This is a genomic window from Orrella marina, assembly GCF_003058465.1.
GTDB lineage: Bacteria > Pseudomonadota > Gammaproteobacteria > Burkholderiales > Burkholderiaceae_B > Algicoccus > Algicoccus marinus.
The window spans coordinates 1,444,474-1,460,558 of sequence record NZ_CP028901.1 but is presented as its reverse complement, the minus strand read 5'-3'; the positions used below and the strand labels follow the sequence as shown (position 1 = coordinate 1,460,558).

16 protein-coding genes are annotated in these 16,085 nt (G+C 56.1%); 9 read left to right on the top strand and 7 right to left on the bottom strand.

The window, feature by feature from the left end:
• Positions 1 to 287 precede the first annotated feature (287 nt).
• From DBV39_RS20255 to DBV39_RS06505, 3 genes are read left to right on the top strand one after another with little or no spacing between them, the layout of a single operon-like run.
• Positions 288 to 1,064 carry an ABC transporter substrate binding protein gene (locus DBV39_RS20255; RefSeq protein WP_265416039.1) on the top strand — a complete coding sequence of 259 codons (777 nt, stop codon included), beginning with the start codon at positions 288 to 290 and terminating at the stop codon, positions 1,062 to 1,064.
• Positions 1,028 to 1,555: an ABC transporter substrate-binding protein gene (locus DBV39_RS20250; protein WP_407669270.1), complete on the top strand. Its 528-nt coding sequence runs from the start codon at positions 1,028 to 1,030 to the stop codon at positions 1,553 to 1,555. Before DBV39_RS20255 ends, DBV39_RS20250 begins: the two co-directional genes overlap by 37 nt.
• Positions 1,552 to 2,817, top strand: coding sequence for a GGDEF domain-containing protein (locus DBV39_RS06505; RefSeq protein WP_108620843.1), 1,266 nt, complete (start codon positions 1,552 to 1,554; stop codon positions 2,815 to 2,817). The genes DBV39_RS20250 and DBV39_RS06505 overlap by 4 nt, the downstream gene beginning before the upstream one ends.
• 69 nt (positions 2,818 to 2,886) lie before the next feature.
• Here DBV39_RS06505 and DBV39_RS06500 read toward each other — a convergent pair whose 3' ends face one another.
• The gene (locus DBV39_RS06500) at positions 2,887 to 3,852 is read right to left on the bottom strand and encodes a Bug family tripartite tricarboxylate transporter substrate binding protein (RefSeq protein WP_407669282.1); all 966 of its coding nucleotides are present in this window, start codon (positions 3,850 to 3,852) and stop codon (positions 2,887 to 2,889) included.
• A gap of 136 nt (positions 3,853 to 3,988) precedes the next feature.
• On the opposite strand from DBV39_RS06500, the gene DBV39_RS06495 reads away from it, so the two are divergent.
• Positions 3,989 to 5,155 (top strand): mandelate racemase/muconate lactonizing enzyme family protein, encoded by a 1,167-nt coding sequence (locus tag DBV39_RS06495; protein ID WP_108620841.1) that lies wholly within the window; start codon positions 3,989 to 3,991, stop codon positions 5,153 to 5,155.
• A 14-nt stretch (positions 5,156 to 5,169) separates the two neighbouring features.
• On the opposite strand, the gene DBV39_RS06490 is transcribed toward DBV39_RS06495, so the two are convergent.
• Positions 5,170 to 6,009: a hypothetical protein gene (locus DBV39_RS06490; protein ID WP_159078838.1), complete on the bottom strand. Its 840-nt coding sequence runs from the start codon at positions 6,007 to 6,009 to the stop codon at positions 5,170 to 5,172.
• Between the two features lie 164 nt (positions 6,010 to 6,173).
• On the opposite strand from DBV39_RS06490, the gene DBV39_RS06485 reads away from it, so the two are divergent.
• Complete coding sequence (locus DBV39_RS06485; protein ID WP_108620839.1) at positions 6,174 to 6,413, top strand: hypothetical protein; 240 nt, start codon at positions 6,174 to 6,176, stop codon at positions 6,411 to 6,413.
• Between the two features lie 77 nt (positions 6,414 to 6,490).
• Complete coding sequence (locus DBV39_RS06480) at positions 6,491 to 7,714, top strand: ISAzo13 family transposase (RefSeq protein WP_108620838.1); 1,224 nt, start codon at positions 6,491 to 6,493, stop codon at positions 7,712 to 7,714.
• 233 nt (positions 7,715 to 7,947) lie between these two features.
• Here DBV39_RS06480 and DBV39_RS06475 read toward each other — a convergent pair whose 3' ends face one another.
• The 4 genes from DBV39_RS06475 to DBV39_RS06460 form a co-directional block, all read right to left on the bottom strand.
• Positions 7,948 to 8,538 (bottom strand): hypothetical protein, encoded by a 591-nt coding sequence (locus DBV39_RS06475; protein ID WP_108620837.1) that lies wholly within the window; start codon positions 8,536 to 8,538, stop codon positions 7,948 to 7,950.
• A 137-nt stretch (positions 8,539 to 8,675) separates the two neighbouring features.
• Positions 8,676 to 9,227, bottom strand: a complete 552-nt coding sequence (locus DBV39_RS06470; protein WP_159078837.1) for a hypothetical protein — start codon at positions 9,225 to 9,227, stop codon at positions 8,676 to 8,678.
• 80 nt (positions 9,228 to 9,307) lie between these two features.
• On the bottom strand, positions 9,308 to 9,973 hold the full coding sequence (locus DBV39_RS06465; RefSeq protein WP_108620835.1) for a hypothetical protein: 666 nt from the start codon (positions 9,971 to 9,973) through the stop codon (positions 9,308 to 9,310).
• A gap of 435 nt (positions 9,974 to 10,408) precedes the next feature.
• The gene (locus DBV39_RS06460) at positions 10,409 to 11,380 is read right to left on the bottom strand and encodes a GGDEF domain-containing protein (RefSeq protein ID WP_159078836.1); all 972 of its coding nucleotides are present in this window, start codon (positions 11,378 to 11,380) and stop codon (positions 10,409 to 10,411) included.
• A 467-nt stretch (positions 11,381 to 11,847) separates the two neighbouring features.
• Between DBV39_RS06460 and DBV39_RS06455 the strand changes: the two genes are divergently transcribed.
• From DBV39_RS06455 to DBV39_RS06445, 3 genes are all read left to right on the top strand, one after another.
• Positions 11,848 to 12,237 carry an NAD(P)-binding domain-containing protein gene (locus tag DBV39_RS06455; RefSeq protein WP_159078835.1) on the top strand — a complete coding sequence of 130 codons (390 nt, stop codon included), beginning with the start codon at positions 11,848 to 11,850 and terminating at the stop codon, positions 12,235 to 12,237.
• A gap of 97 nt (positions 12,238 to 12,334) precedes the next feature.
• Positions 12,335 to 14,020, top strand: coding sequence for an IS1634 family transposase (locus tag DBV39_RS06450; RefSeq protein ID WP_108623142.1), 1,686 nt, complete (start codon positions 12,335 to 12,337; stop codon positions 14,018 to 14,020).
• A gap of 49 nt (positions 14,021 to 14,069) precedes the next feature.
• Complete coding sequence (locus tag DBV39_RS06445) at positions 14,070 to 14,672, top strand: NAD(P)-dependent oxidoreductase (protein ID WP_108620832.1); 603 nt, start codon at positions 14,070 to 14,072, stop codon at positions 14,670 to 14,672.
• 193 nt (positions 14,673 to 14,865) lie between these two features.
• On the opposite strand, the gene DBV39_RS06440 is transcribed toward DBV39_RS06445, so the two are convergent.
• Positions 14,866 to 16,083, bottom strand: coding sequence for an FAD-dependent oxidoreductase (locus DBV39_RS06440; protein ID WP_108620831.1), 1,218 nt, complete (start codon positions 16,081 to 16,083; stop codon positions 14,866 to 14,868).
• Positions 16,084 to 16,085: the final 2 nt, after the last annotated feature.

Here is a 16,085-nt window from a genome sequence, read left to right as displayed (position 1 = left end):
GAGGCAGGTTTGTCCAGAACAATGTCTTCCCAATAACATTTTTGAAACTGCGGGCTTGTGTCGGGCGCGTTTGGGGCCCGGTAATGAATTGGCTGGCAGTGCAAGGGTGATTCTCTGTAGCGATTGATGCCTGAGCGGTTTTTCGTGTCAGCAAGAATTGTCTCGTGATCTGGGTCGTTGATGGCATCGAGTGATATTTTTCGGATGGTTTGCACGGCAGGGGCGCGGTGATACAAGCCCGGCAGCAGAACGTATCAACAATACAAATATGGGGTTCAGGGAAGGCCTTGAACAGGATTGTGCAGCGAATCCCGACTGGTATGGCTAGCGTGAAACGCTGCCTGTGGCGGCGTGCGCCGTGGCGTTCTCAACGCTGTCAACAGCAACATGAGCAATGGGTCGCCCGGAAGATATTGGCACGTGGCGTTGCCAGGCCAGACAGTGCTGGCGCGGAATCAGTGCTCTGGTGGTGTCGTCAGTTCATGTGGCTTGGTGTTGTGCTGTTTTTTGGCACGAGCACTGTCCTGGCACAGCCGGTGTTTGTCATTGGCGAGAGCAAGATTGCCTCTCATGCCGCACTCGATGCTGACCAGGCGGGATTTGTTGCAGGTCTGGCCGATAGCGGATTTGAAGAGGGCAGGAATCTTCGAGTCATCCGGACCGACGCTAACGGCAGCATGCAGGCAGCCAGGAGAATCGCCAAAGACTTTCTGGATCAAGGGGTCGATCTTCTACATACGATCTCCACGCCGAGCACGTTGGCCGGTCTGGAATATCAGGCAGACATCCCGATCGTCTTCTCGTCTGTCACTGATCCGATCAGTGCGGGAATCGTTGTTGCGCCAGTCAGTGCACAGCAAGGTGTGCGCGATATTCATATTGGTACGGGCGGGGAGAGTTCGGGTCGCAACCTCACCGGCGTCAGTGATCTGTGGCCGGTTGATATGCAGATGCGACTGTATCACAGCGCATGCTCCCGTCGGCACAGGTGTGGGGTACCATTTACAACCCGTCTGAACCAAACTCAGTGCGTCACATCCAGAGGATGCGGGCCATTGCGATAGAGTTGGGACTTGTCCTGCTCGAAGCCACTATCGATGATTCCAGTCAGGTCTACGCAGCCGCACAGTCTTTGCTGCCCAGGGTGGAGGCGTTTGTCATCACCTCGGACAATACTACAGTCAACAACCTTGACGCGTTGATTGATTTTGCGAAAGAACACCAGACCCCTGTCTTTGCTGGTGATGTCGATAGCGTACGCCTGGGCGCCGTGGCTGCCTTTGGCATGGATTACTTTCTGGTGGGGTATGCCGCAGGTCGTAAGGCAGGATTGATTCTTCAAGGCGTGAAGCCGGTGGATATCCCGTGGGGACCGCTTGCCAACTTCAGCTTCGTGATCAACCGGCAAACCGCTCGCGAGCAGGGGCTGAACATTGATCCCCGGATGCTCAAGATTGCAGATGAGGTTCTGGACTCCGATTCAGACATTCGCGATGGACTGTCAGCCATGCCAGGGGCGAGGGGCGAGCCTGGTGCCAAGGATATGGCATCATGAGACGGATTGATGTCAGCCTCTGGGTAGCGGTTTGTTTACTCCTGTCGAGCGTCAGTATTGGCATCTACACCGACGTGCGCAGCATTGATACCCAGCGAATCAAGACCGCGATTGACGCGCGTTTGCTACGTGTACAGATCCTTAACGAAGCGATCAACAACACACTGGCAACCACTCTGTTTGAGGAAAACATTCTGCGTTCAGCCAACTATTTGGCACAGACTGATCAACTCGATCAGATTTTGCGTGAAATCAGGGGTCTGACGGCCGGCATGCGCATGGCTGCAGAAGCTGAACGACTCGCCCAGGAAAGCGAACGACTGCAGGCAACGCGTGATCTCGCCATCATGCTCATGAATGAAGAACGCTGGCTACAGGCCAGGGAACTCCTGTCATCGGAGGAGTATCTGCGCGCGCGCAAGATTTCGGAGATCAGTAGCGAGCTGGCCATCACTGCGGTCACAAGCGAGGTCTCAGAGATGTCGCTATGGCAGGAGCGTCAGCGCCTAGGTGCGCTCTGGTTGATTCTGGTGGCGGTGCTGTTACTGTTGTGGATCGGATACCGGCATTCTGTTGGCTTGCGAGCCCAGGCCGGGGAGCAGAATCGTCTGCGTGAGGCCCTTGCCCAGGCCAACCAGGAACTTGAGCGACGAGTCGAGGAACGTACCGCACAATTACGTGAGGCCAACGAACGTCTCGAACAGCTGAGCATGGTTGACGGATTGAGTGGACTGGCCAATCGGCGCAAGTTCGATCAGATGCTGGAGCAAGTGTGGCAGCGAGCGAAGGCTGAGGCAACGCCGGTTGCCCTTGTCATGCTGGATCTGGATGAGTTCAAGGCTTATAACGATTTATACGGTCATCAGGCCGGTGATGCGTGTATTCAGGCGCTTGCCAGAGTGCTGTTGTCACGCAGCAAGCGTCAGGATGAACTGGCGGCACGCTACGGTGGCGAGGAATTCGCACTGATCCTTCCTTCGTACCATCTGAACGCCGCGCAAAAGGCGGCCGAGTCGGTTCGTCTGGCATTTGCAGGACTCGGCCTGGTGCATGCTTCGTCGAGTTGTGCGTCGGTTGCAACGATCAGCCTCGGTGTGGCTGCCCTGATTCCCGGCGAATCCTCAAGCGTTGTGGACTTGATATGGCTGGCCGACCAGGCTCTCTATGAAGCAAAACACACCGGCCGCAACAAGGTATGTGTCGCCACCGGCACGGACATCGTACCCACCGAGACAACCATGAACCCGGCAGGTACGACATAGGTACGAGTGGCTGAATGGCTTTCTGTCACGCGGCGTTGTATGCCGACAGGTTGCCATTGCGAGCCTGGGTCAGTCGACCTTTGCGCCCGACTGTTTGACTGCTGTAGCCCATTTGCCGATCTCGTTTTCCAGGAAGGCACGTCCCTGTGCAGGCTGATAGTTCATGGGCTGGGCACCGCGAGACTTGATGGCATTCTGCATCTTGGGTGTTTCGAGAATTTTGGTGATCTTCTCGTTGAGCAACAAGACAATGTCATCGGGCGTTCCTGCTGGCGCCAGAACAGTTGCCCAGCCAGTGGCTTCGTAGTCTGGGTAACCAAGTTCGGCAACGGTCGGAACATCGGGTAGCTGCTCGATACGCTGAGCGGTTGTCACAGCCAGGGGAACGGCACGACCTGTCTGAATGTTTGCCAGGGCAGCGGTGACCGAGTCGACCATCAGGGGCACATGGTTGCCCAGGAAGTCTGACTGGGCAGGTCCACTGCCACTGTACGGAATATGGCGCATCTTTACTGATGCCGCGGCGTTGAGCATTTCAGCCGACAAGTGCTGACTGCCACCCACACCTGCGCTGGCGTAGGGCAGCGAATCCGGTTCGGCCTTGGCTTTTTCGATCATCTGGGTCAGAGATGTGATGCCTGATTCCGGATTTGCCAGGAAGATCAGCGGGACTGAGAAGATGCCTCCGACTGGCTGGAAATCGTCCAGGAGCGAGTAGCCCGGCTGGCTATACAGTGTTTGGTTGACAGCACCCGCACTCGGGCCGACCGCCAGTGTGTAGCCATCAGGTTTGGACCGGGCAGCGTACTGCATACCGATGTTGCTGCCAGCGCCACCGCGGTTTTCGACAACGACGGGTTGGCCGAGTTCGCTGGTGAGTTCTTCAGCCAGAATGCGGGCGAAGATGTCAGTCGCCTGGCCAGGTGGATATGGAACGACAAGCTTGACGGGACGTTCCGGGTAGGCTGCGTGAGCAAGTGTTGCACTACAGACCAGTGCTGTGGCCAGAATGGCCTTGCGATAAAACTTCTTAATCATTGTTTTCCCCCCAAAAAAAGGCTGCTCATTCTAGATCATTTCATCACTGTTACCGGCATTTGACGTAAACGCGCCTTTGTTCAGGTAAATTCTCGGGCGAGCACCTTTCATGTCCAGATCAAGGAGGCCTTTCATGAGAATTGTCGAGATTCGGGAGATCACCGTTCCCATCAGCTCTCCGATTCGCAACGCGTATATCGATTTCAGCAAGATGAATGCAAGCCTGGTCGCCGTGGTCACCGATGTGATCCGTGGGGGTCGTCCGGTTATTGGATACGGTTTTAATTCCAATGGTCGCTACGGTCAGGGATCACTGATGCGTGAACGCTTCATTCCCCGCATCATGGAGGCGGATCCGGACGCCTTGCTCGATGAGTCCGGCGAGAATCTGGACCCGCACAAGATCTGGTCGACCATGTTTGTCAACGAAAAACCTGGTGGACATGGCGAGCGCTCAGTGGCGATGGGAACCATTGATATGGCCGTGTGGGATGCCGTTGCCAAGATCGCAGACGAGCCGTTGTTTACGCTGCTTGCAAAACGCTATGGCAATGGCACCCCTGACAAGCGCGTATTTGTATACGCAGCGGGTGGCTACTACTACCCTGGCAAGGACAACGCCATGTTGCAGGACGAGATGCGCCGTTACCTGGATCTGGGTTATACCGTCGTCAAGCAGAAGATTGGCGGGGCCAGCCTGGACGAGGATTTGAGACGTATCGATGCTGTGCTGGACGTCTTGCAGGACGGCCAGAAGCTCGCAGTAGATGCCAATGGGCGCTTTGATCTCGACACTGCGATTCAGTATGCCAAGGCACTCTCGCAGTACGATCTCTTCTGGTACGAGGAAGCGGGTGATCCGCTGGACTATGAGTTGCAGGCAATCTTGCGCAACTATTACGACAAACCCATGGCAACTGGCGAGAACTTGTTTTCGATGCAGGATGCGCGCAATCTGATCCGTTACGGCGGTATGCGTGCCGACCGGGACTGGTTGCAGTTTGATTGTGCACTCAGCTATGGTCTGGTCGAGTATCTGCGAACGCTGGAGATGCTGCGCCAGCATGGCTGGTCAGCCAGTCGTTGCATACCGCACGGTGGACACCAGATGTCACTGAACATCGCGGCTGGACTCGGACTGGGAGGTAATGAGTCATACCCTGATCTGTTCCAGCCCTACGGCGGGTTTCCAGATGGGGTACGAGTCGAGAATGGTTATGTCACCATGCCGGAATTGTCCGGCATTGGTTTTGAAGGCAAGTCGGATCTGATCAAGGTGATGCGCGAGCTTGCCCAGTGACATCGGTTCGGGCGTCAAAACAGTTTCTTGATGTCCTCGATGCACTGGTTTGCTAACCGGTAGTTCCTGACTAACGGGTCGACTGCATTGGCGAGTTCGCCTGGCGTTCGGGTGACTCCTTGCCAGGATGCAGGCCTGGCTTGTGCCAGTCCTGTGTTGTACGCTGCCTCAGCCTGCTCCGGGTTAGCTTTTTCGGGCCGGGTCTGTTCGATCACTTCCAGGAGGACTTGTCGCGAATCGAGCAACCCTTCAATGATCAGATCGGTCATGTCCCGCACTTTGTTGATCTCGTCTCGAATAATGGCTTGGTTCTGACCAGTCGCTGTGTTCCTGACCTGGGCCAGTGCGGTGGAGAATTTGCGAGTTTCGACCAGTGAAGCTATTGTGAGACCCAGGCATCGGGAGGCCTGCGTATGTATCTGGGATTGTGCACCGTACGCCTTTTTTACGTGCTCAATGACCCGATTAAGATCCAGCAAACTCGTATCCATTCTTGCTTGCGACAGGCCAAGTTCCATGAACTGATTCAGCACGCTCGCTTCAAACAGCATATTGTCTATTAAATCTCTGACTCGCTGCTGAAACTGTTTCTGGTTGTCATGAGTGGACTGGCTACGTGCGAACACGCGTATCGTCAGGGTGTCTGGACCTATGCCGGGAAGGTCTGCGGCATAGATCGCCCTGGCGGTCGCCTGTGCCAGCCACTTTCCGACGGCATCGGCCGGGTTCGATCTCAGGACGCCAGCCGATGTTACTGAAATCGTAGTCCCTGACTCGCTCAGTCGGACGCCTTGCTCGCGGGCGGATTCCTGCATCCTGGATGCTGGCTGGCTCAAATCAATCACAGCGAACATATCCGACTCAGCAAAAACACTCAACAGATGCACGCCGTCAACCGCGACCAAACGGCCTGCGACCGCAACCTGGCGAGGGGGGCGCCGGCCTGCACCATGACAAAACTGCTCAGACCGAGTGGGTCTTTACCATCGCCAAACCTTCTGGCACGAATTGATACGCCATGCTCGTCAACACCAAGGCTGTGCAAGCTGGTATGCCACCCTCGTGCCTGATCGTCCCATTCGAGGGACAGACAGGTTTGATTGTTTCGTTCGGCCACGAGCACATCGATCGGGATGTACTCCTTGCGGGGGATGAACGTAAACTTGATCTCGCAGTAAATACCATCCTGAATGACGGGGGAAGTCAGCGCGTTCTGGGGTGTGATCAGGGGAACCTGAGTTTCAAGACAGCCGGTTAGCAGGAAAGAGCTGGCGAGGCTAAGAGACTGTAAATATTTAACTTGGTTATTTATTGGGAATCGGCTATGCTTATCGAATGCCGAATATCTCACCAATCGCTTTGCGCTGGGAGGCGCTGAACGAGACACTCAATGAGCGTCAGAGAAGATTGTTGCTCGGCGCAGAAGCCAAAGCACTCGGTCGAGGTGGCATAGCCGAGGTGGCATCGGCCACTGGTGCATCCCGCACAACGGTAGCCGCCGGTATCAAGGAGCTCGGCTCGTTGAAAAGTATCGACGCGGCGGATGACTCTCGGTCCACGACGGCAACAGGATCGCGTCGACCGGGAGGTGGCCGCAAGCGACTCGAGACAACCGATGAGACCTTGGTTGCAGACCTTTTGGCTCTGGTCGAGCCGACCACGCGAGGTGACCCGGAGTCACCGTTGCGCTGGACATGCAAGAGTCTGCGCAATCTGGCCGATGAGCTCAAGACCAGACATCATCAGGTCAGCCATGTGGTGGTGGGCAATATATTGCGTAGCCAGAATTTTAGTCTGCAAGCAAACGCCAAGGTGCTCGAAGGCAACCAGAGTCCTGATCGAAACGCACAGTTTGAGCACATCAATGCAGCCGTGAAGATCGCACTGGATGCAAACGAACCGGTCATTTCGGTCGATACCAAAAAGAAGGAGCTGGTTGGGGCCTTCAAGAACGCGGGCCAGCGATGGCTGCCTAGAGGTCAACCCGATCAGGTCCAAGTTCATGACTTTGTCGACAAGGATCTGGGGCGCGCCAATCCGTACGGCGTTTATGACATAGGTGCTGATGAGGGTTGGGTCAGCGTGGGAACGGATCACGACACGTCGGCATTTGCCGTGCAAACTATCCGGCGCTGGTGGTTCTCGATGGGCCGAGCGCGCTATCCTGAAGCCAGCCGATTGACGATCACAGCAGATGGTGGTGGCAGCAATGGCCATCGGGTTCGGCTATGGAAGTATGAGTTGAGCCAGTTAGCCAGGGAACTGGGGCTCGAGATTCACGTGCATCACTTTCCTCCCGGGACCAGCAAATGGAACAAGATTGAACACCGCTTGTTCTCGTTCATCACCATGAACTGGCGCGCGCGCCCACTGATCAGTCACGAAGTCATTGTCAATCTGATCGCCAACACACGAACCCGTAGCGGCCTGTCGGTTAAGGCCGAGCTCGATACTGCCGCGTATCCGAAGGGAATTTCTGTCACTGACGCCCAAATGGCGACGATCAAGATCGATCGAAGCGATTTCCATGGCGAATGGAATTACTGCATACGACCCTAGTCATTCGACTATATTATTTGTTAACAGTCCCTAAGCAGAGCAACAGGCCGTAGTCGTCCCCCTCGACGTTCACGGCTTTCTGGGCAGGTCAGCCGACCGGCTTCGCTAAACAGGGGATGAGCGTCTTCCATGGTCGTCATTGCAGTCCGTTCTGGTGCAGGCACGGGCTTGCTCACTGTAAGTCATCGCTTGCTGTGAGGCCTGGCGCTATAAAGGTCAGGGCACCGTACGGGTCAATTTTCATCGGCCTGGCTGGCAACGACAAAACCATGTGAGTTACTCAGGCGGTGGATAATGCTGTGGGAAGGCCACGCAGTCGCTTCGATCGAGATCCAGTTCATACGCTTTCCCATTCTTCCGGGGGCGATTGGTGTCGGACCAGACAGAGAGGGCGTATTCGCCGGGTCGTGGATTCCCGGCCAGAACTCAAACTCTTCGTATGGTTGGTCGAGCCAGCATTCGAACAGCGGTTCGTCAGATTTGGCCGCATCGGCCGGGTGTATCGTGATTCGTAACCAGCCACTCGGGTCGGGAGTGATCGCCAGTATCAACTCGTGGTTGGTCAACGTGATGGCGAGTGTCAGACTGTTTCGCGGATCATGGGACAGAATCTTGAGTGTGATTTCGCCGCCAGGGCCTGTTTCCAGACACCACCTGGACTGATATTCGATCTGGGACGCGATGGATTCGATCACCTCACGTGCGCGCGTAGCTGACCTGTCCAAACCGCCTGTCAATCTGTTGAACCAGGACGGTTCCAGGACCGGGCGCTTCGGATCTGCCGCATCTGGGGCGTTGGGTTCGGCGGGCAGGTTATTGTGCATATTGATCTGGTCAGGCTGGCTTACCTCAGGTTTTATCGGAATTGCGGCCTGGGGTCAATCAATACTGCGTGAACCTGCGATCAACCTGACTCGACGTGGTCTGACTGTAGAGGTTTGCTGGGCTTTTTGTGCAAGCTTTAAAACTGTCGGCGACATTTCTCGAACATATCAATCACTTGCCCGGTGCCGTAGCCGTTGAAACTCACATCAAAGTGGGTTGTGCTGGATTTGACGCTGACCCGAACGGAGTCCGATATGGCGAAGCGTTCTAGCAAATTCTCGAATCCTGGCCCGTCGGTTTGTATCAATATCGGCGACCCGGTGCTGTTGGATCGCCGGTAGGGTATTGAGACTTGGTGTCCATCCGGAAACAAGATTTCTGCCTGGCCTGTACGAAGACTGTCGGGTATGGTGTCAGCACGCACAACAATGACGTGGTGGTTGATGCCATCCGGTTGTCTGATCTGCATGAAGTCGATACGCGAAGGCGTCTTTGCGGAATAGGCAGTGCAGGTCTTATCGCCATTCTTGAGGATTCTGGGCTTGGACGACACGAACCAGTTGCTGGCGTGGGCCGGAGCAAGACTCAAACCGATTAACAGTAGGGCAGCATATCGCGCGAGTCGTGTCGAGTTGACTCGGCCATGATCCATCAATCCCGGGTTTGATTCTTTATCTATTCGTGCCATCTCGACCTCCCTGGTGTCATCTTGCCTTGTGTCGTGTCTTAAGTTGCTCCCGCCCGTCGTTAAAGGTCTGATCGACCGCTTCAATCCGGAATTGGCCGATGGGGGGTGACCAGGCATCCCGTCCGTTTGAACATCCCCCGAGGCATTGGGTCGCGGTCGGCACCAGCTGAATCCGTGAGAGCAGCTGTGTTGTACCAGAGCGTCTGTCCAATCTCTGGCATCATGATGAGAGGTGGCGCTTCGTCACCGCTGACAGGAGGTTCAAACAGGACGGTCAAGGACTCGTCAAATACTAGGAACCGGAGTGTGGAGAGCACGTCAGGATCCTGGGTCCCGTCAGGGTTGTCACCAAAAGGTGGCCCAAGCAGGTCTCGTGACCCTGTGTCGGAGTAAGGGTCAGTGACCGGCAGCACTGAAATCCCGGAATAGCCTTGACTGACTTCGAACTTGAACCAGTAGGTGCGTACGGGCGTCACGAGCTTCATGTAAAGGTCAGAGGCAATGCTTCGCGTGTTCTGTGCAGGCACCAGTTCTATGCGCCAGACATCGTCGCTGTCCGGCACCCTCAGTTCGTAGACCGCACGCTCGGCTGGACAGGTGGCCGGACCGGCTACAGGGACACTCAAGCTGCCGGATGCTAATCGGGGGGCAGGGTTTGACTGGACTTGCGTTGCCCAGGCCACGCTCATGAATGCGGCCGTCAGCATCCATGCGAGCAGTCTTGATCGACCTGATTTTCTTGACATGTCCGGATCTTTTGACAAAGAAGGCTCCACTTTGGTCAGGGACGTTGATGTCTGGTGCGTCGGTCAGATCCGACCGGACTGGCTGTTTCCAAATAAATCATGCTGCAGTTCTTTACCGAGGTTGTATACCGAAAGCGTGCGGCATTCAACGTCCACAGCCACTTTCTGATGCGAATCGCTATCTGGCAACAGTGTGCAATCAGCCACGTCCGGCAAATCCGCACGGGTATGGGCAGAGCTCGCTCACTGTGAGACGGCCACGGTGAATCGGTCGCGGTGCAACAGCCTTCCCGGGAATGGTCCTGAAAACGGCCCCGATCGTCAGCGCAACCGGAAAGCCGAGTTATTGATCAGGTCAGATCATCGCAGCGTCTTGCTCGAGCCGCGCCAGCCAGCGTTGTGAATGCCGGCTCCAGGTGCATGACCGAAAGAGGGTCAGGCGCCAGATTTGATCCGGTACATGGCCCTGTCGGCTGCCTGCACCGTTTCGTTCATCGAGCGGTGATGCAGACGCATTGCGTAGCCCACGGACGAGGGGACTCCGGCCTGTCTGAGTGACTGGGTCAGGCGGGCCGCTAGCTTTCCTGCCGCGTTCTTTGAGAGCTCGGGTGACATGACGCCGAATTCATCTCCACCGAGCCTTGCCACCACGTCATTTTCACGAATTTCCTGTTGCAGAATGCTGGCTGCCTTGATCAGCAAAGTGTCTCCAGCGGCGTGGCCAGCGTGATCATTGACTTCTTTGAGATTGTCCACATCAATGATCGCAATCATCGCGTTCTGTGCCGTGCGCGCGGTCGCCATCTCCTGGTCGTTGAGCGCGAGCTCCCATCCGCGGCGGTTATACACGCCGGTCAGTGCGTCGGTCTGTGCCTGGTACTGAAACTTCTGCGCGCGCCGTCTGGCCGTTTCGGCCTCGGCATAAACCATCTGCAGCGTACTGAGCGAACGTGTCAGTGTCAGAACCAGCATGCGCTGCTTTTCCGTCAGTGGTTGCTGTGGGGCAGGGTCGAGCGCGCACAAAGTGCCATGCAATCGCCCATCCTGACTCAGGATCGGCATCCCGATGTAGGCCCTAATCGGTAAAGGAACGTCAAGATTGATCGCGGCATTCCGATATGTCTCGATCAGGCTCGCATCCTCAGCGAACATGGGCCCTTCGCCGCGGACCATGCTTGAACAGTAAGACCTGCTCCAGTCAAATGTCATGCCCGCAACAGTGCCATAACCTTCGTCGAGACTGCGTACCACGGTCCAGTCATTGTCATCAACGCGCGTGATCATCCAGAGTTTGAAAGGAATGTGGGCTTTCAGGCACAAGAGAATGCTGTCGAACACGTCCTCTGCGCTCTGAAACGGGCGGGCACGAAGAACCGCCTCTAGTGGATCAGTCAAAGAGGAAGGCATGATTGTTTCTGTCTGTTCGAGAAAGCACGGTGGGCCAGATAAATTGAAGGCTGGGTGAGTTTGCTTGATACGAACCAAACCCTGTTGTGATGTCCTCAGTCGAAAATCCTGCGGTCCTTCATTAACTCAGTCCCAAGTAAAAATTCGGGACTGACTCAAGGCGAGCCAAGCGTTTGGCATACTTGGACTGAGGCCGTCAACGCGCTCACAGACCACTATTGCGTGAGTTTTTGTCAGTATAACGGAGCCAGTCATGGATTGCGCCAGGTTGGATGAACCGATTCTCTGGCCAAAGAGTCCGGGCCAGGGGCAAATCTGTTCAATATCGAGGCATATCCTTAGCGGGCCAGGCGCTGGCAGTAAGAACTGCCCCGAATTTGTATCCACACGTCCGACGCGAGGATGCCCTTCAGGGACGCCAGAGGATATTGTTACTTCATCCATCGCAATTTACAGGAGACAAAAAAATGAGGGTTGGTTTTATTGGACTGGGTGCCATGGGATTGCCCATGTGCACCAGCCTGGCTCGATCGTTCGAGCAGGTACTTGCCTATGACGCGAGCGATGCCGCGCGAACTAGAGCACGAGACAGAGGGGTGTATGTCGTGCCACTTATCGATCATCTGCAAGATCTGGATGTCCTGATCACCATGCTTCCTGATGGTGGGGTCGTGCGAGACTGTCTGCTTGGAACGGACGGTGCACGGGCACCCGTCGAGCACATGCTTCGTAAGGGTGGTGTGGTGGTAGACATGAGTTCGAGTTCACCAGTCGACAGCCAGTGCATGGCGACTGACCTCAGAAGTTCGACACCAAATGCCATTTTTCCCGGATTCTCGCCGGCCGAGGTGTTTTGAATCAACATGTTAGCCCGATCAGTTTCAGATTTTTGTAGTGGCAACAAATTATATGATGGGTGTTGGCAACCATTCGGCGATTTGCTACACTCCTGTCATGTTCATCAAACTCACCACCGCCCGCGGCCACCAGTACGTCCAGCTGGTCGAGTCCTACCGTAACGAAGAAGGCAAGGCTCGCCAGCGAACCATTGCCACCCTGGGTCGCCTGGACGACGCCGGCGGTCAGGTCGATGCCTTGCTGGCCTCTCTCTTGCGCGCCAAGGGCCGTGGTACCGAGGTGGCGGGCCCGCAGGTTGCCTTCGAGTCTGCCTTGACGCTGGGCGATGTCTGGGCACTACACGGTCTGTGGCAGGAAGTCGGGTTTGACTCACTGGCTGGCGTGTTTCGCAAGGCACGCTACACCACGGCGGTTGAACATGCCATTCGGGTGATGGTCTTCAATCGACTGTGTGATCCGGATTCCAAGCTAGGGGTGCTTCGCTGGCTGGAGACGGTCAGTTTGCCGGAAGTCGATACCAAGGCACTCACGCATCAACAGTTACTGCGCAGCATGGATGCCCTGATGGATCACCAGGATGCCGTCGAGGCTGTCGTGGCCCGACAACTCAAACCCATGGTGGATCAGGATCTATCACTCGTCTTTTACGACCTGACCACCATCCGGGTGGAAGGCCAGACAGAGCTCTCTGATGATGTACGCCATTACGGCATGTCCAAAGAAGGTATGGTGGCCCGTCAGTTCATGCTCGGCGTGGTGCAGACCGCCGAAGGCTTGCCGATCTATCACGAAGTCTTCGATGGCAATCAGTCCGAGACCGCTACTCTGTTACCCACCATCAGGAAGGTGCTGGCACGCTATCCCCACATCCGCAAACTGATCATCGTGGCCGATCGAGGACTGCTCTCACTGGATAACCTGGAGGAACTACTCGCGCTCAAGCTCGATGAGGGCCAGACACTCGAATTCATCCTGGCGGTACCCGCCAGGCGTTACGGCGAATTCCACGACATCCTGCAACGGTTCAATGACACCATTACCGACCAGGAGAACGAAACCATCAGCGAGACTCGCTGGCAGGATCTTCGCCTGGTGGTCGCTCACAATCCCCAGACTGCCCAGCATCAAACCGAGTGGCGACGTTCCAAAATAAAGGAACTGGAGAACAAGGCAGACCAGTGGGCCAGCAAACTCGATGGGCAGGATTCCGGCAAAGTCAGCCGAGGTCGCAGACTCTCGGACAGTGGCGCCAAGGCGCGCTTCTATCATGAGGTCAAGCAGGCCCACCTGGCGAAGATCATCAAAGTGGATCTGACTTCTGATCTGTTTACCTACCAGATTGACGAGAAAGCGCTCAAACAGGCGGAGCTGGTCGATGGCAAGCTGCTGCTCGTGACCAACGCCAACGAATTCACCCCGAAGGAGGTGGTCGAGCGTTACAAGTCACTGGCTGACATCGAGCGTGGTTTCAAGGTGCTGAAGTCAGAAATTGAAATTGCACCGGTGTTTCACCGGTTGCCGCATCGGATCAAGGCTCACGCCATGATCTGTTTCATGGCTCTGATCCTGTACCGGATCATGCGCCACCGTCTCAGACTCGCCAATACAGGACTATCGCCAGAAAGAGCCCTGGCACAGTTGCGTCGCATCCAGCGCCATCAGGTGAAGGTCAATGACCAGACGGTTGAAGGGGTATCGACGGTCTCAAAGGAACAATCAGGAGTTCTCAGTGCACTGAAGCTAAAGAAACCTTCAATGCCCGAGCAGCTGACGCTGCTGTAGTGGCAATTTAAAAACTGATTTCAATGAAATCAGGTGTTTATGAAGGCTCGTGTCGAAGTCCAGTGACCTTGCTCGCTTTGACATTACGTTTGCCGATGCACCCGTCTCAGGTAGCGTTCCCAAGGCGAAGTCCGCGACGCTTGCCATTATGGTGGGGGCCAGTGAAGCGGTGTACCTGAAGATCGAACCCGTGCTAAGGGCAATGGGCACTGAACTCATCAGGACCGGTGATGTCGGGACGGCTCATGCCATGAAGACCCTCAACAATTACGTCTATGCTGCGGGCCTGCTTGCAGCGACCGAGGCCATGATGATCGGTGAAAAAATGGGGCTGAACCTTGACCGCCTGGTCGATGTCTTCAACAGCTCCAGTGGACGCAATGTGGCGACCGAGACCAAGCTACGGCAGCATATGCTCAAGGACGGCCAACTCGGGGAGGGCGACCTTAAAGGCGGATTTGGGTTGCATTTGATGGCCAAAGACCTGGGGGTCAGCGCTGGCCTCAAGGAGCGAACCGGTTTTGCGCCGGAGCAGATCGCTCTGTGTCATCGAATCTGGCAGGATGCGGCGCAGGCATTGCCAAAGGGAGCAGACAACCTCGAGATCCTCAGTTATCTGCGCAAGCGGTATCCGGGTGAGCGGGGCGGATGACTCCTTGAGTTAGCCAGGCATCGGTTGTGCAATCACGGTTGCAACAGTGGTTGAACACTTGCGCGAGCATTCTCCTTGCTGGTTCGACTGTTGGCGTGCGAACCTGTCAGGCAAAGCCGACCAGACAGGAGGTGGGGTAAGCGTGCGGTTTGGTTCGTGTCCAGGTCCAGGTCCGTTACCTCAGAAACTCCCACTACAATCGCCCAGGCGGTTTGGCACTGGGAGAATTCATTCGCTCGACAAATGCAGTGTCGATGCGGTCTTTCCAGCACATGGCCCAGTGTCCAGCGGCAGCCACCGGACCGCGTGCGGCAATCGCACGGCCGTCTGCTGTGTTCAGAATCGTCAGAAAATGCTTTTGTGGGCGATAGCTCTGGAGTGAGTCTGATAAAGACATGCCGGTGCCCCTGTGTCCGTATGGTTGATTGAGAAGGGTCAGCAGGTTGTGCGTCAGTATCGGACCCATTCGAACCGCATAGACGCCGGCTTTGGGCAGGCCGCAGCCGCGCTTTGTGAACTGATCCGGTGCGCCTTCCCAGTGTGCACAGTCTCCAGCCGCAAAAATGTCCGGGTGTGAGATCGACCGTAACTGTGAGTCGATCCTGATATAGCCGTCCTTGTTGACAGCGAGCGATCGTCTGCGGTCGGGATCACGCTGCCAGGAATGTGCTGCAGCGCCCGTGGCCCACACCACCAGATCGTCTTCGCGTCGCAGATGATTTGACCAGGCCGTGTTTGTCTGACACTGGACGGCATTGCGAGCAAGGCACCGGTTTGCCAGCAGGCGGGTCATGGTTCCATGCTCCGGCAAAACAGACTGTCCCCGTGTGATCAACCTCGCAGTGATGCTAGCCTCGGTGCGCCCCATCGTCTTTTTGCTCTGTTGCGCAACGATGCGAAGCCTGGCCTGAAGTGCCAGCAGTACCTCAAATCCGGCTGCGCCACCACCCACAACCGTCAGGGACCGCGGTCGTTGCCCAGGATTGTCTGCCCATGTTGCAAGCAGCGATTCAAAGCGCTGTTTCAGATTGGCCAGCGGTCGCAGTGTCAGCATGTCGGAGTCTGGTGGCTGCAAATTTGACCCGATGTTCAGGGACAGTGTGTCGTACGCCAGCGTGGACCCGTCGGTCAGGTCGATCGTGCGTGCATCCGGGTTCAGTCCCGCAAGCTCAGACGCTAGCCAGGTCGCCCCGGCTGCCCGGCTCAATCTCTCGAAGTCAATTGCAATCTGGTCGAAACAATAACGTCCTGACAGCCATCCTGGAACCATACCCGAGTAGGGAGCCAGCTTGTAGGGTGAGAGCACCACGACTTCAACACCGTCTGGCAGGCCATGCGGGTGCTCGCGCGCCATTTGCAAGAGGACTTGTGCGTGAGCATGACCGGCTCCTGCAAGAATTAGCCGTCTCATGC